This is a genomic window from Staphylococcus gallinarum (genome assembly GCF_000875895.1).
In the GTDB taxonomy this organism is placed as follows: domain Bacteria; phylum Bacillota; class Bacilli; order Staphylococcales; family Staphylococcaceae; genus Staphylococcus; species Staphylococcus gallinarum.
The window spans coordinates 172,717-198,819 of record NZ_JXCF01000003.1; the positions used below are offsets into that span (position 1 = coordinate 172,717).

Annotated in this window: 27 protein-coding genes; 18 read left to right on the forward strand and 9 right to left on the reverse strand. The window is 32.3% G+C overall.

Features of this window, described 5'->3' with window-relative positions; translation table 11 throughout:
* Nucleotides 1-73: 73 nt before the first annotated feature.
* The 3 genes from SH09_RS02770 (at nt 74) to SH09_RS02780 (ending at nt 2,462) form a co-directional block, all read left to right on the forward strand.
* Nucleotides 74-580, forward strand: coding sequence for an SA0570 family protein (locus tag SH09_RS02770; protein ID WP_042738095.1), 507 nt, complete (start codon nt 74-76; stop codon nt 578-580).
* A 181-nt stretch (nt 581-761) separates the two neighbouring features.
* Complete coding sequence (locus tag SH09_RS02775; RefSeq protein ID WP_042738096.1) at nt 762-1,472, forward strand: hypothetical protein; 711 nt, start codon at nt 762-764, stop codon at nt 1,470-1,472.
* Nucleotides 1,473-1,661: 189 nt separating this feature from the next.
* Nucleotides 1,662-2,462: an alpha/beta fold hydrolase gene (locus tag SH09_RS02780; protein WP_042738260.1), complete on the forward strand. Its 801-nt coding sequence runs from the start codon at nt 1,662-1,664 to the stop codon at nt 2,460-2,462.
* 292 nt (nt 2,463-2,754) lie between these two features.
* Here SH09_RS02780 and sarA read toward each other — a convergent pair whose 3' ends face one another.
* Both sarA and SH09_RS02790 read right to left on the reverse strand, forming a co-directional pair.
* Nucleotides 2,755-3,129 (reverse strand): global transcriptional regulator SarA, encoded by a 375-nt coding sequence (gene sarA / locus SH09_RS02785; RefSeq protein WP_042738097.1) that lies wholly within the window; start codon nt 3,127-3,129, stop codon nt 2,755-2,757.
* A gap of 888 nt (nt 3,130-4,017) precedes the next feature.
* Nucleotides 4,018-4,947 (reverse strand): DMT family transporter, encoded by a 930-nt coding sequence (locus SH09_RS02790; protein ID WP_042738098.1) that lies wholly within the window; start codon nt 4,945-4,947, stop codon nt 4,018-4,020.
* 262 nt (nt 4,948-5,209) lie between these two features.
* On the opposite strand from SH09_RS02790, the gene SH09_RS02795 reads away from it, so the two are divergent.
* On the forward strand, nt 5,210-5,473 hold the full coding sequence (locus SH09_RS02795; protein ID WP_042738099.1) for a hypothetical protein: 264 nt from the start codon (nt 5,210-5,212) through the stop codon (nt 5,471-5,473).
* A 439-nt stretch (nt 5,474-5,912) separates the two neighbouring features.
* Here the strand turns inward: SH09_RS02795 and SH09_RS02800 are convergent, their stop codons facing one another.
* Nucleotides 5,913-6,131 (reverse strand): DUF2922 domain-containing protein, encoded by a 219-nt coding sequence (locus SH09_RS02800; RefSeq protein ID WP_042738100.1) that lies wholly within the window; start codon nt 6,129-6,131, stop codon nt 5,913-5,915.
* A 14-nt stretch (nt 6,132-6,145) separates the two neighbouring features.
* Nucleotides 6,146-6,352, reverse strand: coding sequence for a sigS mRNA-stabilizing protein SroA (gene sroA / locus SH09_RS02805; RefSeq protein WP_042738101.1), 207 nt, complete (start codon nt 6,350-6,352; stop codon nt 6,146-6,148).
* A 149-nt stretch (nt 6,353-6,501) separates the two neighbouring features.
* On the opposite strand from sroA, the gene SH09_RS02810 reads away from it, so the two are divergent.
* From SH09_RS02810 to SH09_RS02850, 9 genes are all read left to right on the forward strand, one after another.
* Complete coding sequence (locus SH09_RS02810) at nt 6,502-7,053, forward strand: tyrosine-type recombinase/integrase (RefSeq protein WP_042738102.1); 552 nt, start codon at nt 6,502-6,504, stop codon at nt 7,051-7,053.
* Nucleotides 7,054-7,075: 22 nt separating this feature from the next.
* Nucleotides 7,076-9,472 (forward strand): DUF4040 family protein, encoded by a 2,397-nt coding sequence (locus SH09_RS02815; protein WP_042738103.1) that lies wholly within the window; start codon nt 7,076-7,078, stop codon nt 9,470-9,472.
* Nucleotides 9,459-9,884, forward strand: coding sequence for a Na+/H+ antiporter Mnh2 subunit B (gene mnhB2, locus SH09_RS02820; protein WP_042738104.1), 426 nt, complete (start codon nt 9,459-9,461; stop codon nt 9,882-9,884). The genes SH09_RS02815 and mnhB2 overlap by 14 nt, the downstream gene beginning before the upstream one ends.
* On the forward strand, nt 9,881-10,228 hold the full coding sequence (gene mnhC2 / locus SH09_RS02825) for a Na+/H+ antiporter Mnh2 subunit C (RefSeq protein ID WP_042738105.1): 348 nt from the start codon (nt 9,881-9,883) through the stop codon (nt 10,226-10,228). The genes mnhB2 and mnhC2 overlap by 4 nt, the downstream gene beginning before the upstream one ends.
* A complete protein-coding gene (gene mnhD2 / locus SH09_RS02830; RefSeq protein WP_042738106.1) occupies nt 10,221-11,723 on the forward strand; it encodes a Na+/H+ antiporter Mnh2 subunit D in 1,503 nt (500 codons plus the stop codon). Before mnhC2 ends, mnhD2 begins: the two co-directional genes overlap by 8 nt.
* Nucleotides 11,720-12,202, forward strand: a complete 483-nt coding sequence (gene mnhE2, locus SH09_RS02835; protein ID WP_042738107.1) for a Na+/H+ antiporter Mnh2 subunit E — start codon at nt 11,720-11,722, stop codon at nt 12,200-12,202. The genes mnhD2 and mnhE2 overlap by 4 nt, the downstream gene beginning before the upstream one ends.
* Nucleotides 12,199-12,501: a Na+/H+ antiporter Mnh2 subunit F gene (mnhF2, locus tag SH09_RS02840; protein WP_042738108.1), complete on the forward strand. Its 303-nt coding sequence runs from the start codon at nt 12,199-12,201 to the stop codon at nt 12,499-12,501. Before mnhE2 ends, mnhF2 begins: the two co-directional genes overlap by 4 nt.
* Entirely contained in the window at nt 12,476-12,922 is a 447-nt protein-coding gene (locus SH09_RS02845; protein WP_042738109.1) for a Na+/H+ antiporter subunit G, read from the forward strand. The genes mnhF2 and SH09_RS02845 overlap by 26 nt, the downstream gene beginning before the upstream one ends.
* Nucleotides 12,923-13,429: 507 nt before the next feature.
* Complete coding sequence (locus SH09_RS02850) at nt 13,430-15,481, forward strand: cation:proton antiporter (protein WP_042738110.1); 2,052 nt, start codon at nt 13,430-13,432, stop codon at nt 15,479-15,481.
* A gap of 328 nt (nt 15,482-15,809) precedes the next feature.
* Here SH09_RS02850 and mntC read toward each other — a convergent pair whose 3' ends face one another.
* The 3 genes from mntC to SH09_RS02865 are packed head-to-tail and all read right to left on the reverse strand — an operon-like array spanning nt 15,810 to nt 18,314.
* Entirely contained in the window at nt 15,810-16,736 is a 927-nt protein-coding gene (gene mntC, locus SH09_RS02855) for a manganese ABC transporter substrate-binding lipoprotein MntC (RefSeq protein WP_042738111.1), read from the reverse strand.
* Nucleotides 16,733-17,566 carry a metal ABC transporter permease gene (locus SH09_RS02860; RefSeq protein ID WP_042738112.1) on the reverse strand — a complete coding sequence of 278 codons (834 nt, stop codon included), beginning with the start codon at nt 17,564-17,566 and terminating at the stop codon, nt 16,733-16,735. The genes mntC and SH09_RS02860 overlap by 4 nt, the downstream gene beginning before the upstream one ends.
* 16 nt (nt 17,567-17,582) lie before the next feature.
* The gene (locus SH09_RS02865) at nt 17,583-18,314 is read right to left on the reverse strand and encodes a metal ABC transporter ATP-binding protein (RefSeq protein ID WP_042738113.1); all 732 of its coding nucleotides are present in this window, start codon (nt 18,312-18,314) and stop codon (nt 17,583-17,585) included.
* Between the two features lie 120 nt (nt 18,315-18,434).
* On the opposite strand from SH09_RS02865, the gene SH09_RS02870 reads away from it, so the two are divergent.
* Nucleotides 18,435-19,079: a metal-dependent transcriptional regulator gene (locus tag SH09_RS02870; RefSeq protein WP_042738114.1), complete on the forward strand. Its 645-nt coding sequence runs from the start codon at nt 18,435-18,437 to the stop codon at nt 19,077-19,079.
* 258 nt (nt 19,080-19,337) lie between these two features.
* Here SH09_RS02870 and SH09_RS02875 read toward each other — a convergent pair whose 3' ends face one another.
* A complete protein-coding gene (locus SH09_RS02875; RefSeq protein ID WP_042738115.1) occupies nt 19,338-20,090 on the reverse strand; it encodes a M50 family metallopeptidase in 753 nt (250 codons plus the stop codon).
* A 304-nt stretch (nt 20,091-20,394) separates the two neighbouring features.
* Here SH09_RS02875 and tarA point away from each other — a divergent pair, with 304 nt between their 5' ends.
* A complete protein-coding gene (gene tarA, locus SH09_RS02880) occupies nt 20,395-21,150 on the forward strand; it encodes an N-acetylglucosaminyldiphosphoundecaprenol N-acetyl-beta-D-mannosaminyltransferase TarA (protein ID WP_042738116.1) in 756 nt (251 codons plus the stop codon).
* Between the two features lie 630 nt (nt 21,151-21,780).
* On the opposite strand, the gene tagH is transcribed toward tarA, so the two are convergent.
* Complete coding sequence (gene tagH, locus SH09_RS02885) at nt 21,781-22,575, reverse strand: teichoic acids export ABC transporter ATP-binding subunit TagH (RefSeq protein ID WP_042738117.1); 795 nt, start codon at nt 22,573-22,575, stop codon at nt 21,781-21,783.
* 378 nt (nt 22,576-22,953) lie between these two features.
* Here tagH and SH09_RS02890 point away from each other — a divergent pair, with 378 nt between their 5' ends.
* From SH09_RS02890 to SH09_RS02900, 3 genes are all read left to right on the forward strand, one after another.
* Nucleotides 22,954-23,754 (forward strand): ABC transporter permease, encoded by an 801-nt coding sequence (locus SH09_RS02890; RefSeq protein ID WP_042738118.1) that lies wholly within the window; start codon nt 22,954-22,956, stop codon nt 23,752-23,754.
* Nucleotides 23,755-23,905: 151 nt separating this feature from the next.
* Nucleotides 23,906-25,000 carry a teichoic acid glycerol-phosphate primase TarB gene (gene tarB / locus SH09_RS02895; protein WP_042738119.1) on the forward strand — a complete coding sequence of 365 codons (1,095 nt, stop codon included), beginning with the start codon at nt 23,906-23,908 and terminating at the stop codon, nt 24,998-25,000.
* A complete protein-coding gene (locus tag SH09_RS02900; RefSeq protein ID WP_042738120.1) occupies nt 24,997-26,055 on the forward strand; it encodes a glycosyltransferase family 2 protein in 1,059 nt (352 codons plus the stop codon). Before tarB ends, SH09_RS02900 begins: the two co-directional genes overlap by 4 nt.
* Nucleotides 26,056-26,103 lie beyond the last annotated feature (48 nt).

The following is a 26,103-nucleotide window of genomic DNA, read 5'->3' on the forward strand; positions in this document are numbered from 1 at the left end:
AACATTACTGTTAATTTAGTAATGTTTATAGTACAATAAAAATACGGAAAACGTAATAAAGGAGAGAAATGCTATGAAAAAGATATTAATAGCGGCATTAGTTTCAGGTTTGGCGTTTTCTGGGGTAAGTGCAGGAAGTGCGTCAGCAGCTTCTGGTAACACTATCCAAAATGTTAAACAATTACAACAAGGAGATACAACTTTAGAAGGTGCTAAACTAGGTGACTCAATTCAAACTGTATTAAAGAACAATAGCAAACCGATTTATTCACATAGTACTGACAATAAAGAACATTATTACGAGTTCAAACTTGATGATGGTGTATTAGTTGTAACAGCAAATGGTAAGAAGAATCAAGGTGAAATCACACGTATTTCAATGAGTTATAACGATACTTCTGGTCCAACATATAAAGCTGTAAAGAACGAAGTAAGTAGTAGTGCCATTACGCGTGAACATTACAATAATGTAACTGGTAACTTTGGATACGTTCAAGATAATGACGTATCTTACCAATTCAGTTCTTCATCTCCAAGTGATAAGAACATTAAATTATATCGAATTGATATTAGTGAATAATATGTTTTAATGTTTAAAGTTATAGCATAACCGGCAAGTGTGTATTTAATGCTTGTCGGTTATTTAATTGTTAAAATGTATTAATATGAGAGATAATATATTAAAAGTGTATTAGAATAAACAAGCGTCATAGAAATATGAACTGTTAAGCAACTGTTAAAATTTACTAAAGGAGTATTTCATGCGAGTTAATGACAAAGTATTATTAGAAAACATAAATGATTACTTCACTCATAAAGGTCTATCTCCAAATCTCATTGACGATATCAAAGATAAATTAAAAAGGGATTTTCATAAATCAGAAGCTCAAGATCAAGATTATATTGAGTATAGAAGTAAGTCGCCAGCAGAAATTATCTTAACAATCCAACGAAATTTATTTACATTACAGTTAAATCCAATCGTATTTTTTATTGTGAATTTTATTTTACTTTCATACTTATATGATAAACATTATGTGACTTTCCAAGCTGCTTCAGGTTTATCCATCTTTTACTGTCTAGTCATCTTACCAATATCTATCTTTATTTATTTAAGAATTGGTTGGAAGAACTATCTATATAGCAATAAATTTGAACGGATAATAGGAATTGGTATAGCAGGTATTTCATTTTTCTTAGTTATTGTACATGCACTAGATTTAAACTTAGGTATTGTGGCAGTATCAATGTATGCCCACCAATTTATGTTTTTTGTAGGAATCATATTTAGTATTTGTGGTATATATTTTAGACGATTAGAATTTACTGGCATAGGCTTATTATTTTGTCAAAAAACCATTGATGCAATGATAAGTAGTGCAAGCATTGCACAAATAGCTTCAATAGTTATCTGGGTATTATTACTAATAGTAATTATTTATTATACGATACGTATATCATCTAGAAATTGAATTATCGTAAAGGTAAAGAAAGGCCTCTTTAAGGTGTCAGTGTATAAAGACACAAATAGCTTAAAGAGGCTTTTTTATGCACTTTAATAACTATCGAATTGTAGAAAAATACAATATTATTAATTGGAAATGTAGCGTAGAGCACAGCAAATTCGGGTATATTACATTTGTAAAGGGAGGTGACCCATGATGAAAAAAATAGAGACGAGTTTTAACACCGAGATTGCATACATCCGTGAGGGTCGTGGTTTTCCTGTTATCTTAATTCATGGACTAGATAGTAATATGGCATCATTGTATAGTCTGAAAGATGAATTGAAAGATAAATATGATGTCATTATTTATGATGTGAGAGGTCATGGCAAATCATCTAAACCAACTTCATTTCACTTAGATGATCATGTTGAGGATTTAAAATGTTTGATGGACAAGCTAGAAATAAATTCAGCGCATCTCATAGGGCATGATATGGGAGGCGTCATCGCCAAACAATTTACTAATAAATATGAATGCAAAGTTAGATCTTTGACATTAATAGCGTCTAATTTAATACAAAGTGTACATGGATTAAACAAATTAATGGTCGAACATCAAGACGAAATAGAAGGTTTTGATAAGTCAGAGGCTTTGATCATCTTATTCCCGTATTTATACAAAAAGCAAGAAAAAGCGAAAAAATGGTTTCAAAATCAATTGATTTATAGCAGGCAATCACCTGAAGCAAGTGCTATAGCTACAAGAGCTTTATTGAACTTCCCAGTACTAAATGAAGAAATTATTATTCAAAAAGTAAATGTACCAACTTTAATTGTTAATGGTATATATGATCCTTTAGTAGAAATGGAAAATTTTGAACAATATCGTGGGGCATTTAAATCATTAAAAACTTTCAAATTTGAACAATCTGGACATGCGCCGCACATAGAGGAACCTAACCATTTTCTAAATGTTTATTTAAATTTTGTTGGCTCGCTAGAATTTCAAAAATAAAGTCTTATTAACTTAATAATAGAAATAGTACTTACTTTTTAAAGTAAAAGTAAGAATGAATAATTAAAATAATTTGGTGTTAAATATAAAGAGGGCTAAACCATGTTGAATGGATTGGCCCTCTTTTAAATTTTGCGAAATATTTTGAGGGCATTCCTAAGGCATTCAAGATATCAATTGAAGCGCAAGATTGAATTAGTGTACTAGAGAAGTAAGGTAGTATTATAAATAAAAAACCAGTAAATGACTATAAAATCATTTACTGGTTTTTAGGGTTTAAGTCTGTAGCGATTTATACTTCGTTATCGTCGTTAGCTTCTTTAATACGTTGGTTTACACGTGATAATAATTCATTAATTTTTTTACGTTGTTTAGTGTTAACTAAAATTAAAACAGTTCTTTCATCGTGTTCGTTACGCTTTTTATCAAAATAATCTTCTTGTGATAAGTTTTTAACTGCTTTAACAACTTGTGGTTGTTTATAGTTTAAGTGATTGATAATATCTTTTAAATAATATTCTTCACTTTCATGCTCACTAATATATGTTAATACAGCGAATTCCTCGAAACTTACTGAGAATTCCTTCTTGATAATACCTTTTAATTTATCAGCATATGTTACCATTGCCAATAATTCAAAACAATCATTGATTTTTGTGATAGCCATCCTAATTTCCTCCCTAGTTTTAAATGCCCAATTTAGTATACATATTAAATTTGTTTTTGTATAATTATCTGTCTTAATTCAAAGTTAAATTCAAAGGGTTATCATAATTTATTGCTTTATTATATTTGGATAATATATAATAAACCCTCTTTTATTTAGTTTATTATAACTAAATAAAAATAGAAAGTAAACAAAAATCTGTTTAAGCGTTACATTAATGTTTTCTGTTATTAATACAATTATTTCCAAACCATTAGTGTAAATTAAATTTATTCTGTTATATTTCAATTTATCGTCATTTGATAAATTTGAAACAAAAATAATTTAAATTTTATAATGCTAATCAATTATAATGTACACATCTGAAATTTAGACCGCATTGTGCCAATAATTCAAAAGAAAAACCAATGAATTTACTATTGAAAAAGTTTATACATAATTTTTATTACCCATATTTCCTTAAATAATAACCCGTTTAATAAATTTTTTAATTCTTCGATTTATAACAAGTTGCTCATTACATATTGTTATTTTTTAAATTTTAATTATTATAATTAAGAAAATACCCTTTAATATGCTAACGCAAAGGAGGAGTTTTGGGAAGTAAATATATACTAAATTCCTAAAAATTTTATGTAATATAACCCTAAAAATATAAAAGTACAATTAATTTTGTGGAGGCTATTTCGATACCAAATAAGTGGTTTATAAATTGTGAACATATTTGATAAATATTTAGTTTATAAATATGTTCTGTTGCTATGTATATGTGGTTTAGTTCAAATGCCACAACTGAAGGTTAGTGGATATTAGACAAAATAAAGCAGCCTACAACACGATAATTTAATATGTGTTGTAGGCTGCTAGTTGTTTACATATGAGTAAGTATTAGAAAAGACGTAACAATATAATACCTATCATAATTGAGACAATACCAATAACTTTGCGAGGTGTTATTCTATTTTTATTTGTTCCAAGTAAGCCAAAGTGATCGATAATAATACCCATTAACATTTGACCGAGCATACCAATAATTGTAGTTAATGCTGCACCTAAATGGGGCATAAGTATGATATTCGTTGTTACAAAGATGACACCTAATGTACCGCCAATAAAATATAATGGTTTCAATTTACCTTGTTTATTGTCATATGTAGTTAATTTTAAGCTTCGGTTAAAGATTAGTGTAAGAATGAACAGTACAATAGTTCCAACTGTAAATGATACAAGGGCTGCCATTACTGAAGAGTGAATTTGTTGTCCTAGTGCGCTGTTAATTGCAGTTTGTATTGGGGGACAAAATCCAAAAATAAAGCCAACGATAATCCAAATATAAAATGTAGGATGTGTTTTACTTGTATTATTGGTATTCCGAACGTAGTTCATTAAAATAATTCCGAATATCAATAATATTACACCTAATACTTTAAATAGTGTGAAAGGTTCATGTTCTGCACCAAACCAACCAAATGTATCGATAAGGACACCCATTATGATTTGTCCTGCTACAGTCATCACAACAGTTAATGAAGCGCCTAACCGTGGTAATAAAACTAAGTTTCCAGTGAGGAAGATGACCCCTAACATACCACCCACATACCAAACATAACTTAGAGATTGATTATCGTAAAAAGCTAAAGTGAAAACGTGTGGATTCACAATAAGGTTGATAATAATTAAAAAGATTGTGCCAGTACCAAAAGAGATAGTAGATGCATAAAATGAAGATTTCGTGTAAATGCTGAGTCTTGAGTTAATAGAAGTTTGAAATGGGACCACCATTCCAGCTATAATTCCGACGATATATAAAAGAAACATAAAATCACTCTTTCTTATAAAGTTATCTTTATCATTATATAGCAAAGTAGTTAGATTTCATATCTTTATATTTCAGATAAGAATTATATAATTTATCACTACATTCATGTACACAATACAAAAAATGTTATAGAATGGCGTTAGTTATTTTTTATGTTTTAAACAACTGATAAATGTAAAGTTATCAATTAGTAAAGTAATGTAACCAAAAACTTCATATATTTATCATGATTGAGATTAGTGGAATTGGTGGAAAATTATATTGAAACAATTATCAATTATTCGTCTGTTAGACGAAGAAACATTTTTTGTTGATGCTGGTATTAATGACGGGATTAAGCAGCAACAATTTATAGAAGTACTAAATCCCAAACGCTCATATAAAAACTTAGCTCAAGTTATTGATGTTTTTGATCAGTATACGCTTTGTAAAAAACTAGGAAAGAAAAAAATCTTTTTTGGTGATACTGTTAGACTGAGACCTATAAATAATAATAGTGAAGCACCTGTAGATGAAAGTTTATAAAAATATAAATATGAATAGTTAAAAAAATATAGCGTAGTAAAAATTGCCGCATATGCATTAATATAGCACTGTTATATTTTTAGAATAAATAAGCCACTTTGATATGGAGGATACATTAAATATTCCTTTAGTCAAAGTGGTTTTTTATGGTTATAGCAAGGAAAGGTACCGATGAAAGAATCAATGGTGTTATGTTTTTATATAATTGAAGAACTAGGTACTTTATAGTTAAGTTATATAGCGTTCGGTAGCTGCTTTGTTAATAAAAAATGGCTAAGTAGTTTATCTTGTTCGTTCATTAATATATAACATCATATATTTCAATTTCTACTATATTAAATGTTGGGTTGATTATTAACAAGATTATGCATCCTACTTAGCCACTCATTACCTATAATATGCTATAACTTATTATATTTTTGTGTTGTATTGATAACGATTAATTATCAAAAATAACTTTAGTTGTTTTGTCGATGATATGTGCTGAAGCCACTTTAGTTGGGATACCTGCCTTAGGACGAAGTAAGTCCAAATCGAGTATCTTTTTCATGCCTTCTTTAACTGCAGATTCGTTAACAAAACGTTCGATATTAGGTAATTGAATCTTTATCGCTTTATTTACAGCGTCGTTAAATACCAATTCTAATGTTTGTGTCATTGCTTGTAACCTCCTTATTTAATTGCTTCTGTTTTAATAACTTCGAGTGAATCGAAACGTTCCCCAGTGATTTGTTCGATAATCGTTTTAAAGGCTAATAATTGTTCGTTCGTTGCAGCAGTATTTAAATTTGAAAAGTGCCGTTTAACAATCTTAGCTTTGCCATCTTTATCGTACAAAGTGCGTGCCATGTTTAGAGCTAATTGGTTTATATTGTTCATGGTTGTGAACCTCCTTTCACTCTATATATCGAACTGTCACAGGGAATTGGTCAAAATTTTTTTAAAAAATTAAGTAAAAAAACTTTAATGTTACTTAAATATCATATATCATTAAATATGAAACATTTATTAGTGATAGAGGTGGCTATATGAATCAAGTTGATCCGATAAGGGATATTAAAGAGATAAAGGCAATGTATGAAGTGTTAAAGCACAAATCAGATAGAGATTACTTACTATTTAAATTTGCAATCCATACAGGAATTAAACTATCGTCATTGTTAAATCTGAGTGTGGCAGATGTAAGAAGTGAGCAGGAGGATATAAAAATGTATTGGTTAGAAGACCATGCACCAAATATCCATATCCGTTTACCTGAAGTGCTTAGACGAGAATTATCGCACTATATTGAAACACATAATATACAAGATGATGAATTATTATTTCAATCTAATAGAACACTGAAAGGTTTATCGAGACAACAGGCGTATCGAATTATTCATGCAGCAGCAGATGAGTTGGGCATGTTGCATATTGGATTGACAACGCTACGAAAGACATTTGCTTATCATGCTTATCAATCAGGTATTTCTATTTCAATTATTCAAAAATATTTAGGTCATCAAACGACCTTTGAGACAATGAAATTTATCGGTATATCGACTAAGAAAAGCAATACCACGATCGCATTAACTTTATAAATAGAGATGAAGGAGGGACCGTATGAGTTTAGTTATTCTATTCAGTGTATTAATTGTGCTGATGATATTGTTGTTATTTACATACACGCACCAGAAGTTACAAAATGTATCTGGCACAATTGTAATGATAGCACCGATTGTTTCAGCATTATATTTTTTATGGCAAATTCCGAGTGTATTTGCTGGGCATTATGTAGCGATTAGGTTACCATGGTTGCCATCTTTAGATATCAATATTGACTTTAGATTAGATGGCTTAAGTCTATTCTTCAGTTTGTTAATATCACTAATTGGAGTGGCAGTATTTTATTATGCTACACGCTATATGTCTAAAGATCATGATGATTTACCCCGTTTTTATATATATTTATTATTATTCATGATTAGTATGTTGGGTGTAGTTACTGCAAATAATACTATTTTACTGTATGTATTTTGGGAATTAACAAGTGTTTCTTCATTCTTGCTTATCGCATATTGGTATGGTAACCGAGATAGTCAATTTGGCGCACTACAATCATTTATGATTACGGTGCTCGGTGGTTTGGCAATGCTGACAGGTTTCATAATGATATATACCGTTACGGGTTCAAATACCATTACTGACATAATTAATGATAGTCATAGCATTGCAAATAGTCCGTTATTTATACCGATTATTATTATGTTATTGATTGGGGCTTTTACAAAATCTGCGCAGTTTCCATTTCATATTTGGCTACCTAAAGCTATGGTAGCACCAACACCGGTGAGTGCATATCTACATTCTGCCACAATGGTTAAAGCAGGTATTTTCTTGCTATTTAGATTTACGCCTATTTTAGGATTAAGTGATTTTTATATTTATTGTGTAACATTTGTAGGATTAATCACCATGATTTTTGGTGCGATTAATGCTATACGTCAGTTCGACTTAAAGGGTATCTTGGCATATTCTACAATTAGTCAACTCGGTATGATTGTTTCAATGGTAGGTATTGGTGGGGGTGTTGTTCAACAGCCCACTGGCGAAATGGCAAAGGTATATAGTTTAGTGTTATTTGGCGCGTTATTTCACTTGATGAATCACGCATTGTACAAAGGCGCATTGTTTATGGGTGTAGGTATTATTGATCATGAGACAGGTACGCGTGATATACGAAAGCTTTCAGGTTTGCGTAAGGTATTACCAATTACACACGTAGTGATGTTAGTTTCGGCTTTAGCAATGGGAGGGATACCATTTTTAAATGGTTTCCTCAGTAAGGAAATGTTTTTTGAAGGGTTAGTTAGCGCACACGAATTAACTCAATTTAATATATGGCTCACATTATTGTTAGATGCAGTTGGTGTTGTGGCAAGTATATTTACTTTGATTTATGCGGTTTACATGATTAAAGAAGTGTTCTGGGGAGATTACTCCAAGGCTCAGTTACCTAAACAACATGTTCATGAGCCATTCTTATTTACAGTACCCTCATTAATTATGATGCTCTTATTGCCTATTATCTTTTTCGTACCAAATCTATTTGCGCACTACATTATATTACCTGCATTTAGAAATATTTCAATTGGTAGTAAAGCAGATCAATTGGCGCCACATATTTCTCAATGGCATGGTGTGAATTTGCCTTTAATTTTAAGCGTAATTGTATTTATAGTAGGTATTACAGCAGCATTGAAGATTGATTGGAAAAAGCACACACAGCAAATTAAAGCAACATCTATATCTGACATGTACCTAGGTACATATAAACAATTTGAATATTATTCAGGATATAGTATTCGCTCGTTGATGAACAATAGATTAAATCACTATATCACAATTACATTAATTATCTTTATTATGATTGTTACGTATGGCATTATTCAGGCAGGATTTCCTAAGGTACATCAAATTCATGTCAGTGAGTTTGGTCCATTAGAGGTTATTACACTTATCGTAGTTTTTGTACTAGGTATTGCTTTGACATTTATCAGGCAGCGACTAACGATGGTTATCCTAAATGGTATTATTGGTTATTGTGTAACGATATTCTTTATCTTAATGAAGGCACCAGATTTAGCGTTGACACAATTAGTGGTTGAGACGATTACTACAATTCTATTTATTGTGAGCTTTTCAAGGTTGCCTAACGTACCTAGAACGAAAGTTCATAAGAAGCGTGAAGCTGTCAAAATCGTCGTATCATTATTAATGGCGATTATTGTAGTTACATTAGTGTTTATTGCACAACAAAGTAACGCGATGCCTACGATTTCAACATTTTATCATGATGCGTATAAACTGACAGGTGGCAAAAATATTGTTAATGCTATACTTGGAGACTTTAGAGCGCTGGATACATTATTTGAAGGTCTCGTATTAATTATCGCTGGTTTAGGCATTTATACATTACTTAACTTTAAAGATCGGAGGGGACAAGATGAAAGAGAATGATGTGGTATTACGTACAGTCACGAAAATTGTAGTCTTTATCTTATTAACATTTGGGTTTTATCTGTTTTTAGCAGGTCATAATAATCCAGGTGGAGGCTTTATTGGTGGCTTGATTTTTAGTTCGGCATTCTTATTGATGTTCCTAGCGTTCGATGTTAAGCAAGTATTAGTATCATTGCCGATAGATTTTAGAATATTGATGATAATTGGTTCATTAGTGTCATTTACGATGGCGATTATACCCATGTTTTTTGGTAAACCGTTCCTTTACCAAGCTGAGGCATACGTGACGTTACCTATTTTAGGAGAGGTACATCTAACGACAATTACTGTATTTGAAGCGGGGATTGTGTTAGCAGTAGTCGGTGTTGTGGTCACTGTTATGTTATCTATTAGTGGTGGTCGCTCATGAATCTTATCTTACTATTAGTTATTGGCTTTTTAATATTTATTGGAACGTATATGATATTATCAGTCAATTTAATCAGAATTGTAATCGGAATTTCAATCTACACACATGCTGGTAACTTAATCATTATGAGTATGGGTAAATATGGCAAAGATATGGTAGAGCCGTTAATCGGTGATGGTAGTAAAGCGTTCGTCGATCCATTATTGCAAGCTATTGTGTTAACTGCCATAGTTATTGGCTTCGCGATGACAGCCTTTCTCTTAGTACTCGTGTATAGAACATATCGTGTAACGAAAGAAGATGAAATAGATGTACTGAGAGGAGATGATGACAACGATGAGTAATTTACTAATATTCCCATTATTGTTACCAGCTGTATGTGCATTATTACTGGTATTTATACGTACACAAAGTAGATTGTCACGCATTTTCTCAATTGGAACGATGGCATTAACGACAATTATTTCATTGATGTTGTTAATTTCAGTAATGGTACATGGCCCAATTAAATTAGATTTTGGTGGTTGGCAGGCCCCATTTGGTATTCAATTTGTTGGCGATTCATTAAGCTTATTAATGGTTACTGTTTCGAGCTTTGTTGTAACGCTTATTATGGCTTATGGATTTGGTAGAGCAGAAAAAAGAGCAATTCGTTATTACTTACCTAGTTTTATTTTATTTTTAACTGTTGGCGTTATCGGTTCTTTTCTAACTGCTGATTTATTTAATGTTTATGTGATGTTTGAAGTTATGCTGCTAGCATCCTTTGTATTGATAACACTTGGACAATCGGTTGAGCAATTACGTGCAGCAATTATATATGTCGTATTGAATATTATTGGCTCTTGGTTACTCTTAATTGGTATTGGTATGCTTTATAAGTTAACGGGGACATTAAATTTTGCGCTTGTTGCATCAAGATTGGAAACGATGAAAGATGAAAGTTCAATCGTTATTATTTCAATGGTATTTTTAGTTGCATTTGGTGCTAAGGCAGCATTGGTATTATTTATGTGGTTACCTAAGGCTTATGCAGTATTAAATACGGAACTTGCAGCATTGTTTGCTTCACTAATGACTAAGGTTGGGGCGTATGCGTTAATTCGTTTCTTTACGTTAATCTTCGATGAACATGAGTCGATTACGCATCCATTATTCGTATTTTTAGCGTGCATTACGATGATTATTGGTGCATTCGGTGTGTTGGCTTATAGAGATATTAAAAAGATAGCAGCATACCAAGTTATCTTATCAATTGGATTTATTATTTTTGGTTTAGGTACGCAGACCTTTGCAGGAGTGAATGGTGCAATATTTTATCTTGCAAATGATATTGTAGTTAAAACATTACTCTTCTTTATTATAGGTAGTCTTGTTTATATTACAGGTTATCGTCACTATAAATATTTAACAGGTTTAGCGAAGAAACAGCCATTCTTTGGTGTCGCGTTTATTGTTATGATATTAGCAATTGGTGGTGTGCCACCGTTTAGTGGTTTTCCAGGTAAATTGTTTATTTTTAAAGGTGCAATAGAAAATGGGAATTACATTGGTTTAACATTGATGATATTAACGAGTCTCATAGCTATGTTTAGCTTATTTAGAGTATTTTTTACAATGTATCTCGGTAACGATAAAACAGGTGAAGAAGTGGAATTTAAAGAGATTCCAGGTTATAGAAAGGGATTGATTGGCATATTAGTGGCCGTAGTGTTAGCTATGGGTATCGCGGCACCTGTGATTTTCCAAGTCACAGAAAATGCTACACATTTAAACATGGACGATGGTCATTACGAAAAATCAGTTAACCCTAACCTTAAAAAGGAGGTTGAAAAATGAGACAAGTCGTACTAAATATTGTTATCGCCTTTTTATGGGTACTATTTCAAGACGAAGAATCATTTAAGATTTCAACTTTCTTTGCAGGTTATCTCATTGGATTAATCGTTATATATATTTTACATCGCTTTTTCGGACAACAATTCTACTTGAGAAAAGTATGGGTTGCTATTAAATTTTTAGCAGTGTATTTATATCAATTAATCACATCGAGTATGACAACAATTAACTATATATTATTTAAAACAAAAGAAATGAATCCAGGTTTAGTTACGTACGAAACAAAGTTAGCTAGTGATTGGGAAGTTTCCTTCTTAACAATTCTAATTATCATTACACCTGGTTCCACGGTGATTAGAATTTCTAAGAAGAAACAAAAGTTCTTTATTCATGCGATAGATGTTTCTGAAAAAGAAAAGAAAAAATTATTAAAAAGTATCCAGCAGTACGAGGGGCTTATCTTGGAGGTGACAGAATGATCAATACACTTATAAACTTTTTTATAACGAGTTCACTTATTATATTTGGTATTGCACTGTTACTTACCTTATTCAGAATTATTAAGGGACCAACCACTGCAGATAGAGTTGTGGCATTTGATACGGCTAGTGCCATCTTGATGTCTGTAGTTGGTGTACTGAGTATTATATTTGGAACGTTTTCATTCTTAGATTCGATTTTACTTATAGCTATTATTTCATTTGTAAGCTCAGTCTCTATTTCTAGATTTATAGAAGGGGGTCATGTGTTTAATGCAAATAACAAGCGAAATTATTAACTTAATTGCCGCCTTTATGATGTTTCTAGGAAGTATTATCGCACTTATCAGTGCAATAGGTTTAATTAAGTTCCAAGATGTATTCTTACGTAGTCATGCTTCAACTAAAAGTTCAACATTGTCTGTACTCTTAACACTTGTTGGAGTCATTATATATTTTATCTCGTCACAAGGTTATCTCAGTGTTAGGATGATACTTGCACTTGTATTTATTAATTTGACTGCGCCAGTAGGTGGTCACTTAATCTCACGTGCGGCATATCGTACTGGAGCTTATATGTATAGGAAAAGTGATGCACCTAGGCAGTCGAGTATATTATTAAGTGGTAGTGAGAATAATACCTTTGAACAACTAAAAAAACGTGCAGAAGCACGAGAAGCAAAAAGACGTAAAACTTATGAACAGGAACATGATTTTTAATCATATAATGTGTGATTCACGAGAGACAGGGCTAAGCCATGATATTGGGCTAGCTCTGTTTTTTTACGTCTATATTTATATGAAATGGTCAATTTGAAATTTAGATACGGGTATTGAGCGCATGGTGTTTATTAACTGTGGATTATATTTAGGATAAAACGTTTAACAATATATTGATCGATACGCAGTTTATTTTATATATAGTTAAATAGTATTGTCATATATCTGAGTAAGTAGACTAATTTTAAAAGATTAAATCGCTTTGTAAAGGAAATATTACAAAATGAGTGCAATACATTTAAGCAATGAGCAAAAAAATGATAAAATAATATATATTTGTAATTGTGTTAATTTTGAAAATATTAATCACAAGGTGAATCAAGAAGCGCTTATTCATCGGTTATTAACTATGAATAATACATGTAATTAATTCACGGGAAAATTGATTTTATGTTTCAACCTCAACAATTATGAACAGTAAATCTCAAATAGAAAAGAGGTGAAACCTTGCAAATATTTGAAACGATACTTATCTTTTTAGCACTTGTTATCGCTAGTTCATTTGTACATACATTTCTTCCAAAGGTACCACTTGCCTTCATTCAAATCATTTTGGGAATGCTTTTATATGTCACACCGATACCAGTAGAATTTCAATTTGACACGGAACTGTTTATGGTTGCATTAATTGCACCATTGCTATTTGTGGAAGGGGTTAAGGTTTCAAGGGTGCACTTGAGACGTTATATTAAACCCGTACTGATGATGGCATTAGGTTTAGTAGTTACAACGGTAATCGTAGTAGGTTTATTTATCCACTGGATTTGGCCGGATCTACCTATGGCGGCAGCATTCGCACTAGCAGCCATCTTATGTCCTACTGATGCCGTAGCTGTACAAGCTATTACAAATGGGAAAGTCTTACCGAAGGGGTCTATGACAATTTTAGAAGGTGAATCTTTGTTAAATGATGCAGCGGGTATCATATCTTTTAAAATTGCTGTAGCAGCACTGGTTACGGGTGCATTTTCTGTTACTAATGCAATTGCTCAATTTTTAATTTCTTCCATTGGTGGATTTATTGTCGGAATCATTATCGGTGTTGCATTAGTACGATTTAGAGTTACACTTACACGACGTGGTATTGAAAATATTAACATGTTTACATTTATTCAACTCGTCACACCATTTGTAACTTATTTGGTTGCCGAAATGTTCCACGCTTCAGGCATTATTGCAGCAGTTGTAGCAGGTCTCGTTCATGGGTTTGAAAGAGATAGAATTGCACAAGCACGTACGCGTTTGCAAATGAGTTATAACCATACATGGAATATCCTAGGTTATGCATTAAATGGATTTGTGTTTACTATCTTAGGATTTTTAGTACCAGAAGTTGTCGGAAGAATTATAGAAAATGAACCGCATAACTTGGTATTTTTAATCGTGGTGACGTTCTTAGTCGCATTAGCGATTTATCTGTTTAGATTTTTATGGGTGTTCGTGTTATATCCTTATTTTTATTTACCAGTTAGTCCCTTCCAAAAAATGATTTCCTATAATCAAGATGAAGAAAAATCTACAGAAGCACCGCCTAAGCGTAGTATGTATGCCTTTATTATGACTTTATGTGGTGTACATGGAACAATTTCATTAGCAATCGCACTGACATTACCGTACATGTTGGCGAATCACCATTCATTTGCGTTTAGAGATGATTTATTATTTGTAGCATCTGGAATGGTCTTAATTAGTTTAATTGTGGCCCAATTGATATTGCCATTTGCAACGCCAAATGCGGAATCGCCGAAGATTAAAGGAATGAACTTTAAGCAGGCCCGTGTATTTATTTTAGAAAAGGTAATAGATAGTTTAAATCAAATGTCTACGGTGGATTCAAGCTTCCAGTATGGTAATGTAATCAAGGATTATCACGATAAACTTGCCTTTATTAGAACGGTAGAAAATGAAGATGAAAATACAAAAGAACTACAAAGATTACAAAAAATTGCATTCGACGTAGAGAATGAAACATTGAATGGGTTAGTAGAAAATGGAGACATCACTACCAATGTTTTAGACAACTATATGCGCTACTCAGAACGTACACAAGTTTATAAACAAGCTTCATTAATACAACGTATTAAAGTGGAGTTGAGAGCGATGATTTTAAAACGTCGAATCAAAAATAAAGTTAAAACGAATGCTGCATCATCATTATCAGTTGTAGACAATTTAAGAGAAATTTCTAATGTGATGAGAACAGTACATTATAGAGTCGTTAGTAGATTAGCAAAGGAAACGACAGAGGATAATAAATTAGAAGTAGGTATGGTATGTGATAGTTATTTACTACGAACTGATAACTTAACACCATCGAACTTCTTTAATCCTAAAAATGAAAACTCAATAACTAAAATTAAGTTAGTCGCTTTAAAGGAACAACGCCGAATTCTAAATCAATTGATTGAAGAAGAAGAAGTGAGTGAAGCGACAGCATTAAAAATTAGGGAAGCGATAAACTATGACGAAATGATCATCGTAGATAGTTTAACAGATTAATAATAAAAAGAGGCACGATTGACGCTTGTATAATGGTACGCACTTAGCTATCTATACATGACTACAATCCTGTCTCTTTTATTTTTATAGTTAAAATACATAAAAAAATGAAGCCTATCTACTCAATTAAATGAGATAGGCTTCAAGTGATTTTTTTCTAGGTGTATAACCTAGCTGCTACATGTCATAAATGGGGGGAGGAGCCTACCATTTATGATTTTTGGGAGATTATTTAAGGCTTGAATACCACCATACCGTAAGTTTTTAGGAGGGTAACGTACGGTATGGGACTATTCACCTCAATGAGGTTAATAGCCCAAATCTATGATTACTTCATGCTACCATGGATTGTTTCGATATTTTCTTTCATCATATTATAATAAGAATCACCTTTAGATCCTTTTTTACCGATAGAATCTGTGAATACTTCACCGTAGATATCGCGGCCAGTTTCTTCACTTAAGCTTTCCATACTCTTATGATCTACACTAGTTTCAACTAGTAAATGTTTAAGGTTATTCTTTCTTACGAAATCAATTGCTTGTTTCATTTGTTCAGGAGTACCTTGTTTCTCAGTGTTGATTTCCCAAATATAACCAGGTTTTATGTCATATTGTTGTGAGAAGTAATTGAATGCCCCTTCACTAGTAATCATATTTCTTTCTGCTTTAGGAATATCATTGAACTTTTCTTGGCTAGAATTTTTTAGTTCTGTAAGTTTATCGATATAGGCTTTACTATTTTTGCTGATTTCATCTTTGTGACCTTTATCGCGTTCTAACAATGTGTCTCTAATTGTTTCAACGTATTTGATACCGTTAGATAAGCTTAACCATGCATGAGGGTCTTGCTTTGATTCGTCTCCTTCTTTAGCGCCATGAAGATAGTTTGGTTTTACATTTTTTGATACTTTAATTACTTTGTCGTCGTCTAATGATTTATTAGCTTGTGAAAGTGCTTTTTTAAACCATCCATTACCAGTTTCTAAGTTCAAACCATTATAGAACACGACATCTGCATCTGTAAGTGCTTTAATGTCTTTAGGCTTTACTTCGTATTCATGAGGGTCTTGACCTACAGGTACAATACTATGTATTTCGACATCTTTACTTGCTGTATTTTTAACCATGTCATATAAAATTGAGTTAGTTGTTACGATTTTTAATTTTTCATTTGAACTTGTACCGCTTTTTCCATTGCCACACGCGGCTAGGAATAATAAGAAAATAAGAGCGATTGAAATTATTTTTTTCATACAGTTGTTCCTTCCCTTTTAAAGAAATTAAGTTTACTACCAATAAACACTAAAATATAAATAAAGAATGCACATAAAACAATCATTGCACCACTTGGCAAGTTATATACATAGCTGAAGTATAGTCCAACAATTGAACTGATTGTGCTGATACAGCTAGAAATAATCATCATAGTACGCAATTTTTTCGCTATTAAAAATGCTGCAGAGGCAGGAGTGATTAATAGTGCAACAACTAAGATAATACCAACTGTTTGAATGCTAGCAACTGTAACAAGAGACAGTAATAGCATTACAAAATAATGAATTAGTGTCGTATTTAACCCGCTCATTCTACTGAATGTAGGATCAAATGTAGAAACCATCAATGGTCGATAGAATGCAATGATGAGAATCATTACGATAATGCCGACGATGATAGTTGACCAGAACGTAGCATGTGTTACGGCAAGTATGTTACCAAATAAGATATGGTACAAATCTGTCGTACTATTGATGACGCTGATCAAAATGATACCTGTTGCTAGAAATGCAGTGAAACTTATACCGATTGCAGCATCAGGTTTAGTCTTACTACTCTTAGTGATGAATCCAATAAAGATACTGGCAATCATACCTGTGACTAAGGCACCTATAAACATAGGAATTTGGAAGAAGAATGATAGTGCTACGCCAGGTAGAACTGCGTGACTCATTGCATCACCCATAAGTGATAGTCCTCTTAAAACGATTAAACATCCCACAGTACCACAGACGATACCTACGACAATGGAAATGATTAAGGCATTTCTAAGGAACAAATAGTCAAATAAATGTTGAATAAAATCCATATCAGTTACGTCCTTTCTACTGTGTTACTTCGCTATCATCTTCAGCAGTAGCACTAAGGAATGTACGATTTAAATAATCGGGTTGCATTGCTGTGCTGCTATCTCCAAAATAGCGAAGTGTTTTATTTAATAGAATTACACGATCAAAGTATTCTTCAGCCTTAGATAGATCATGATGGACGATAAGTAACAACTTGCCTTCATCTTTCAACTGGCGTAATTGTGTCATAATGATTTGCTCACTATGAAAATCAATCCCAACAAATGGTTCGTCGAGTAAGTATAATTTACTTTCAGTCATCAGTGCACGGGCTACAAGTACACGTTGTAATTGACCACCACTTAAAGCAGATATTTGACGATGTCGCAATTCCTGTAGTTCCAAAGTTTGCAACAATTGGTTTAATCTCAAGCGCGTATCGCCGTTGACCCATTTAAACCAACCGATGTCTTTATAAGCTCCAGATAAGATAACATCTTCAACTTTGATTGGAAAATCTAAATCAATATGCGCTTTTTGAGGAATGTACGTAATGTCTTTAAGCGCACTTTGGACAGGACGTTCTTCTAAATTGGCTACACCAGTCGATTTGAATTCACCAATAATCGACTTCAATAACGATGATTTCCCTGCACCGTTTGGTCCCATAATGCCAATTATTTCCCCGGAGATAGGTATGTCTAAATCTATATTTTTTAACACACTTTTATTCCCTAAAGTAAGATTTAAATTTTGAATTTTTAACACGTTAGCCCTCCTTAAATAAAATTTTAGGTTAACCTAATTTATATTATAATATACTACGAACTTTTAGCGTGTCAAGTAGATTCGTGGTACAATAAAGTGAATGATTTGAGAGGTGAGAGAATGCTAACTGAAGAAAAAGAGGATTACTTAAAAGCAATTTTAACGCATGACGGCGACCGTTCATTCGTTTCAAATAAGACTTTGTCACAGTATTTAAACATTAAGCCACCTTCAGTCAGTGAGATGGTTAGCCGACTCGAAAAATCTGGTTATGTTACTACTAAACCATATAAAGGCGTCCAACTTTCTGAACAAGGTTTAACATATACTTTAGATATAATTAAAAGGCACCGATTACTAGAATTATTTTTAATTAAAGTGTTGCAGTATAATTGGGAAGAAGTGCACCAAGAAGCTGAGGTATTGGAGCATCGAGTATCACATTTATTTGTCGAACGATTAGACAAATTATTAGAATATCCGATTACTTGCCCACATGGCGGTGTCATTCCGAGAAATAATCAATATAAAGAACTATATACAAATAATTTGTTATCATTTGAGGCAGGGGACAAGGTAACGATTAAGCGTGTGAGAGATAGAACAGAACTTTTAGTATATCTAACGAGCAAAGATATACTGATCGATGAAGAGGTTTCAATAGTTAATAAAGATGATACGAATAAAGTAATTATTGTGCAGAAAGAAGATAATATTACGATATTGAGCTATGATAATGCCGAGCATATTTATGCTGAGAAATAAAGGATAGACTGTGAGGATATTACAAGCTGAGACGCTAGGTAAGTGGAGCAGATATTGTAGTGTTTATAGCTACATAATAATATAGATACTGATAGATTACAGATTACTGTACGACGAGATGCAAGTCATGCAGTGGTCTGTTTTTTAGTTTATAAAAAATGGGAATGCCAGTATGACTATAGGCAATAAAGACTCGATTGATGCAGTGTTTAAAAGGCATTGATCGAGTCTTTAAAGTGTCTATATGATATTAAAATGCTATCCATTAAATAAATAGTTTGTAATTAAAAGATAGACGACAAAAAGATTGATACCAATCCAAATTAAACTAAATATTACAGTTGGAATATGGGTTAAGTCTTTCAATGTACTACCATCCCAAGTTACGGAATGTCCAGAAAAAGTCAATCGAGCAATCGTCCATGATGATTGTAAGACTTCGCCTAATAAGACGGCGATAATAAAGTGATACGTAAAAGTAACGACATATGTCATCATGAGTTGATTATCACTATGAAATAAGCAATATAATACAATGATGAGCACTAAGATGATGAGTGTCGGTAATAATTTTCTAGATGTTAAAATAACAAAATAAATGAATATGACTAGATAAGCTGCTATAAATAAACTAGGGTAAGTCGATTTAATTGCTGCAAACCCGATAAGTAGCATTAAAGGAGGCATAATATAGCCACCGAATGTAGTGATTGCTTGACCAATACGACTTGTCGATTGAGTGATAGCATAACCTTGTTGCGAAGTTTCAGCGCGCTCTCTAGGTGAGGCGACGATGACTAAATCTTTAGCCTTACCATTACTCAATTTATTAAAAAGTATATGTCCAAATTCATGAGTTAGAACAGGGATATAATTTAAATATATATCTAAAAAGCGATTAAATGGTTTATGGCGATAGTTGTGTATGACAATATAAAGTAAAGCAACAACGATGACCGAAAATATATTCAATTGTATGGTGGAGCTGAAAAAATCATGTATATAAGTCATTAATACTACCTCGATTTTAAATTTCATTGATGCTACAAGTACTATAAAACTATGAATCAAAGGCTATCATGTCTTTGATGGGAAGACATAGATGAAATGGATAATTTATGTAAATGATTTATAGTTTAGAGTAACTATAAGATAAATTATATAGGATATCACAGGATAAAGGATACGGACTTTTGATGTATCTTTAACAATGGACGTATTATATTATAATATGTTGACTATAATGATTGTGTTAATATGACAGTAAAATAAGCATAAAGTAGAATGGAATCATGGAGATAGGAGAATTGAATAAATGAATGAAACTAAGCAAGTACGACGTATAAATGTATTGTCAGTATTTTTTGATAATGTAACTTTAGCTGATATGAAACAAAACATTATAAATTTTTTCGAAAAACAAACACAACACAATTTATTTATCGTTACAGCCAATCCTGAAATCGTAGATTATGCCCAACAAGACACTGAATATAGAGCATTGGTAAATTCTGCTGACTATGTTGTTGCGGATGGTACAGGTGTTGTTATGGCATCTAAATTATTACAAACCCCGTTAAAAGAAAGAGTCCCTGGTATTGAATTAATGGAAGTTTGTCTGAATATAGCAAATGAGCAACATCAGAAAGTATTTTTATTAGGTGCAGAAAATGAGGTTGTAAAAGCAGCATATGCAAGATTGAAAGCTCAGTTTCCTAACGTTAAATTTGATTTTCACCATGGATTCTTTGAACTGTCAGATAATAAGGTGGTAAAGCAAATTAAAGCATTTAATCCAGATTATATATTTGTTGGGATGGGATATCCACGTCAAGAGTCTTGGATTGAACAGCATGCTAATCAATTTGAACAGACTTTGCTTATGGGCGTAGGTGGATCGATTGAAGTATTTAGTGGTACTAAGAAACGTGCTCCGAAACTATTTAGAAAGTTAAATTTAGAGTGGGTTTATCGTGTGATTATAGATTGGAAGCGCATAGGCAGAACGAAAGCAATACCGAAATTTATTGTAAATGTTTTGAAAATGAAGTTTAAGCGTAAAAATGTTTAAAATAGATGTTATTTAGAAGGTGAATATTTAATCTTATCAAGAGTCTGAGTTATAAATGTTATGGAAAGAGTTATGTATTGTTGGTTCGCTTTCCTAGGGGACAGCTTCAGCCTGTAGTCTTCAGCTTGTCCTGTTCCCTCAGGAGTCTCACCAAAATACGTCCTAGAAAAATTGTGATGCTCCTCAAAAAAACACAGTACGGACTTCTTTTTAAATTTGTGTCGAAATATAACATCAATTATGAATTTAAGAATTGCTAAATACTTTATAAACTGGCTTTTTATTTAAAATTTGGTACTGTTGGTTCGCTTTCCTAGGGGACAGCTTCAGCCTGTAATCTTCAGCTTGTCCTGTTCCCTCAGGAGTCTCACCAAAATACGTCCAAAAAATTGTGATGCTACATAAAAAAACAGACATAAAATAACGTGTATGATATTTGTGGAAAGAGCTAATCCATCAAGGAATAGCTCTTTTATTTTGACGATTGGAATGTATTTCCGATACACATAAATTCATGAGTTTACTGTTGAATCGAAAACGACAGTTATGACGCTCAAAAATAAGACGCAACAATGCGCTTTAATTTAACAGCTTGTTACGTCTTATTTTTGTATTATTAAATTTTATTAGTTATTTTACTTCGAATCTTGATGCATCTAATTCTTCTCTGAATTGTTTTTGTTCTTTTTTAGAACGTTTTTTAAATCCACTTAAGAACTTTTCGTATTTCGGTAATACTTCATCGAGTTCACCATATTCTTTTAATTTTCCGCCTTCAATCCAAGCGATTTTAGTACAAAATTCACGTACTTGTTTCATATTGTGGCTGACAAAGAAAATTGTTTTGCCTTGTGCTTTATATTCATAAATTTTATCGAGACATTTTTGAGCGAATGTTTGGTCACCAACTGATAATGCTTCGTCAATAACTAAAATGTCCGGATTGGTTGTAATATTGATAGAAAAACCAAGTTTAGCTCTCATACCACTAGAATATTTTTTAACAGGTTGATAGATAAATTCGCCTAATTCACTAAATTCAATGACTTGTGGCGTTAGTGCTTTAATTTCTTTACGTGTGAAACCCATGCATAGCATTTTAAATTCAATGTTTTCAATGCCTGTTAATTGACCATTTAATCCTGCACTTATCGCAATAACACTGACATCGCCATTGCGCTCGATATGTCCTTCGGTAGGAGATAATGAACCACCAATCATATTGCTTAATGTAGACTTACCCGATCCATTTATGCCAACAAGTCCGATGACATCACCTTCATAAGCAGTGATAGATAAATCGTTAAGTGCGTAGAAAGTTTTATTTTTGTGAAAAGGTATGATAACATCCTTTAACCGTTCTTTATTGTTGCGATAAATACGGTACTCTTTAGTTACATTTTCAATGCTAACTGATACATTCATATTTTTACCTTCCTTATTTACAGTTACTTCAAGTATATTATATATTATATTGGTTGTTAAATTTATTAACCTATTGTAAAGTAAGTGAGTACTATTTTACTATTATTAGACTTATACAGTTGTTAAAGTTTACTTAATAATTGGCATAAAATCAACTATTAAGAAAAAAGAAATTAATGTTTTTTTATTTGTTTTAAAAATTACAATTGTATTTGTTATGAAGTTACTGCTGATTTGGCTAGCGTATAAAAAATTATACTATTAAAACTTAGCAAAGAAATTGTTATGATATTTATAAAAGTTTCGCAGTATATTGTTTAACCAAAGTGAAAAAGAAATACAATATTGTCAAATCGATTGAAAGTGTGGTTTATTTAAATGAATGCTGTGTGGGTTGTATTTAAAGAACATATTAAGAATTTTTATCTTATTCAAAGATTAGCCCAATTCCAATTGAAAATTTCAAACACGAATAATTATCTAGGTATGGCTTGGGAGTTAATCAACCCAGCTTTACAAATCATGGTTTATTGGTTTGTATTTGGTCTGGGTATCAGAAGTAATAGTGATGTTGATGGTGTGCCATTTATTTATTGGTTGCTTGTCGGTATTAGTATGTGGTTCTTTGTTAACCAAGGTGTGTTAGAAGGAACTAAAGCCATTGCTACAAAGTATAATCATGTTGCGAAGATGAATTTTCCGTTATCCATTATTCCGTCTTACATTGTTATGAGTAGATTTTATGGGCACCTTGCCTTATTGGTTGTAGTGATATTATTGTGTACGATATCTGGTTTTTATCCTACTATTTATACATTGCAATTATTATTATATGTGCCTTTTGCATTGATATTAACGACAACAATAGCACTTTTCACTTCAACGTTAGGTGTGTTAGTAAAGGATACACAACAAGCGATTCAAGCACTGATGCGAATGGTATTCTTTGCATCTTCAATTCTTATTGTGCCGCCTGAAGGTATTGTTAAACAGGTAATGCAATTGAATCCGATTTACTATCTTGCAGAAGCATATCGTTCTGCAGTGTTGCATAAAGAATGGTACTTTATTACGCACTGGGAATTAACGTTATATAATTTATTTATTATACTGTTCTTATTTATGATTGGTTCTATTTTGCATATGCGTTATAGAGATCACTTTGCAGACTTTATGTAAAATGACAAATAGACAATAAAAGTTGAATATAGTGAGTTCAATGGTCCTTTGATGGCAAGTAATGTCGTCAAAGGATTTTTCTATAAATTTTACTTTAAGATAGATATAATAAAAGGACTGAGGAAATATAATCCATTTGGCGGTGAATAATTTGAGGCAAGTGATAAAAGCACTATATATATTTATGACAAAATTTTTAAATATACTTTTCAGTAAGAAAAAGGTGAAACAACAAAGTATTGTTATTTTGATGACATTTCCAGAAGATATGTTACCCATTATTGAAGGGCTCAATCGAAAAGGGGATTATCAAATTACAGTAATTGGTAAGGATGTGCATAGAAAATATACCCAGCATTTGGAACATGTGACTTATGTGTTGGCAGGCAATAAACAGCTTTATAGACATTTGAAATATTTGAGTACAGCAAAGGTTATTATTATCGACACATACTATTTACTCATGGGTGGCTTTCTCAAGAAAGAAGGGCAAACAGTTATTCAAACTTGGCATGCTGCAGGAGCTTTAAAAAATTTCGGATTAACAGATCACCAAGTTGATTTGAATAATAACAAAATGGTTGAACAATATCGACAAGTTTATAATGCGACAGATAAATACATTGTTGGTGGTGAACCAATGGTAACATGCTTTAAAGAATCATTTGGAGCAACAGATGCACAGATGCTTAGAACAGGTTTGCCAAGATTAGTACCGTATCGTTCGGTTGATATTACACAACGACAACGAGAATTAAAAAAACAATATGGTATTAAAGGTAAAGTTGCACTATACGTGCCGACTTATCGAGAACATCACCAAGCGAATAGAACGATAGATATACATAAATTTGAAACTGCATTACCGAACTATACTTTATTTAGTAAATTGCACCCATCTATAGTCAATGAACAACATACAGAAATCAATTTACAATCTTTAATGATTATGGCTGATATCATTATTAGTGATTATAGCTCATTGGCAATTGAGGCAAGTTTATTGAATAAACCGACTATACTTTATGTTTATGATGAACAACAATATGAAACTGAGCGGGGGTTGAATACTTTTTATTATGAGATTCCCGACATGTATAAGGTATATAATGAAGGTGAATTGATTCAAAATATCAAAAAGTATGAAAGTGACTTACAACCGTTGTTTAAATCTTGGCATGAGTATAATGTGACACAAAGTTTAACGAAAGTTATAGAAACTATAGAAGAAATGGTGAAAGTATGAAAATTTCAATAATTATTCCAGTTTATAATGCAGCAAGTACAATTAGGCGTACAATTGCATCTATAGATACTAAACATGATTTTGAAGTGATTTGTGTTAATGATGGATCTACAGATGATACACAAGACGTACTGAAGCAATTGCAAAAGGAATATAAGCATATACAAGTGATTAATCAAGAGAATAAGGGTGCGGCTGCCAGTAGAAATGTCGGATTAACTAATATAAGTGGCGATGTATTTATGTTTATAGATGCGGATGATATATTCTTGCCAGGTAGAATAGATTTGATGGCTAACTGTTATCAGAAGGATAGCAATGTTGAAATTGTCATTGGTCAAATAGGACGAGGTGTATCTGGAGAGTGGAAGCCAGTACCGACGCATGAAGCGATGTGCAAGGATATGAAAGTAAATTTAGCTCAAAGTCCTGAAATTATGCAATCAATCGGACCAGGAGCAAAATTATTTAGTGCAGACTTTAAATCATTGCGCTTTGATGAGGATATTGTATTTTGTGAGGAGCATTCCTTTATTATTCAAGCCTATCGTAAGGCTAAGGATATTCAAGTGCTATCAGAAATTGTCTATGGTTATCATGAAGTCGAAGGATCGGTTACGCAACGTAGAGCAACAGAATTTCTTGCCTATATGTCTGATGCTAGGGAAGCTAGAGCTAGAGTAATGCCCTTGTTACCGTTGAGAAACCAACGTATCTATTATAGTTATCGAATGGACGAGTTAATTGTCAGTTATTTAATACAAGCATATCTAACTCAGAATAGTGAACTTAATCAAAGCTTATTAGATGTTGTAATCAATTATCTTGATGATATGCAAAGGACTGATTATTCTGGTGAAGCATTATTTAGAATTGTCAACGTAGTTGAACAGGGTAGTACAAAGTGGAATAAAGCATTGTATGAGCAGTGGAGATCAGCATTATTAAGATGTGGCATTGGTCGCCCAAATTATTTGAGATTTAAAGTTGAAGTATTACCGAAGCGTACAACATTTAGAGGAAAGCAAAAATTGAAACAATACCTAAATCGCTAAATTCTTCGAATATTCGTAAACTTAAGTTTGTTATGCTATAATTCTTAA

Coding starts and splice junctions, on each gene's coding strand:
- sroA (WP_042738101.1), bottom strand. CDS start 6,352: ATGAACAATATAAACCAATTAGCTCTAAACATGGCACGCACTTTGTAC.
- SH09_RS02845 (WP_042738109.1), top strand. CDS start 12,476: ATGCAAATAACAAGCGAAATTATTAACTTAATTGCCGCCTTTATGATG.
- tarA (WP_042738116.1), top strand. CDS start 20,395: ATGAATGAAACTAAGCAAGTACGACGTATAAATGTATTGTCAGTATTT.
- mnhF2 (WP_042738108.1), top strand. CDS start 12,199: ATGATCAATACACTTATAAACTTTTTTATAACGAGTTCACTTATTATA.
- SH09_RS02775 (WP_042738096.1), top strand. CDS start 762: ATGCGAGTTAATGACAAAGTATTATTAGAAAACATAAATGATTACTTC.
- mnhE2 (WP_042738107.1), top strand. CDS start 11,720: ATGAGACAAGTCGTACTAAATATTGTTATCGCCTTTTTATGGGTACTA.
- SH09_RS02815 (WP_042738103.1), top strand. CDS start 7,076: ATGAGTTTAGTTATTCTATTCAGTGTATTAATTGTGCTGATGATATTG.
- mnhC2 (WP_042738105.1), top strand. CDS start 9,881: ATGAATCTTATCTTACTATTAGTTATTGGCTTTTTAATATTTATTGGA.
- mnhB2 (WP_042738104.1), top strand. CDS start 9,459: ATGAAAGAGAATGATGTGGTATTACGTACAGTCACGAAAATTGTAGTC.
- SH09_RS02790 (WP_042738098.1), bottom strand. CDS start 4,947: ATGTTTCTTTTATATATCGTCGGAATTATAGCTGGAATGGTGGTCCCA.
- SH09_RS02890 (WP_042738118.1), top strand. CDS start 22,954: ATGAATGCTGTGTGGGTTGTATTTAAAGAACATATTAAGAATTTTTAT.
- SH09_RS02800 (WP_042738100.1), bottom strand. CDS start 6,131: ATGACACAAACATTAGAATTGGTATTTAACGACGCTGTAAATAAAGCG.
- SH09_RS02900 (WP_042738120.1), top strand. CDS start 24,997: ATGAAAATTTCAATAATTATTCCAGTTTATAATGCAGCAAGTACAATT.
- tagH (WP_042738117.1), bottom strand. CDS start 22,575: ATGAATGTATCAGTTAGCATTGAAAATGTAACTAAAGAGTACCGTATT.
- mntC (WP_042738111.1), bottom strand. CDS start 16,736: ATGAAAAAAATAATTTCAATCGCTCTTATTTTCTTATTATTCCTAGCC.
- SH09_RS02810 (WP_042738102.1), top strand. CDS start 6,502: ATGAATCAAGTTGATCCGATAAGGGATATTAAAGAGATAAAGGCAATG.
- SH09_RS02875 (WP_042738115.1), bottom strand. CDS start 20,090: ATGACTTATATACATGATTTTTTCAGCTCCACCATACAATTGAATATA.
- SH09_RS02870 (WP_042738114.1), top strand. CDS start 18,435: ATGCTAACTGAAGAAAAAGAGGATTACTTAAAAGCAATTTTAACGCAT.
- mnhD2 (WP_042738106.1), top strand. CDS start 10,221: ATGAGTAATTTACTAATATTCCCATTATTGTTACCAGCTGTATGTGCA.
- SH09_RS02780 (WP_042738260.1), top strand. CDS start 1,662: ATGAAAAAAATAGAGACGAGTTTTAACACCGAGATTGCATACATCCGT.
- SH09_RS02770 (WP_042738095.1), top strand. CDS start 74: ATGAAAAAGATATTAATAGCGGCATTAGTTTCAGGTTTGGCGTTTTCT.
- SH09_RS02860 (WP_042738112.1), bottom strand. CDS start 17,566: ATGGATTTTATTCAACATTTATTTGACTATTTGTTCCTTAGAAATGCC.
- sarA (WP_042738097.1), bottom strand. CDS start 3,129: ATGGCTATCACAAAAATCAATGATTGTTTTGAATTATTGGCAATGGTA.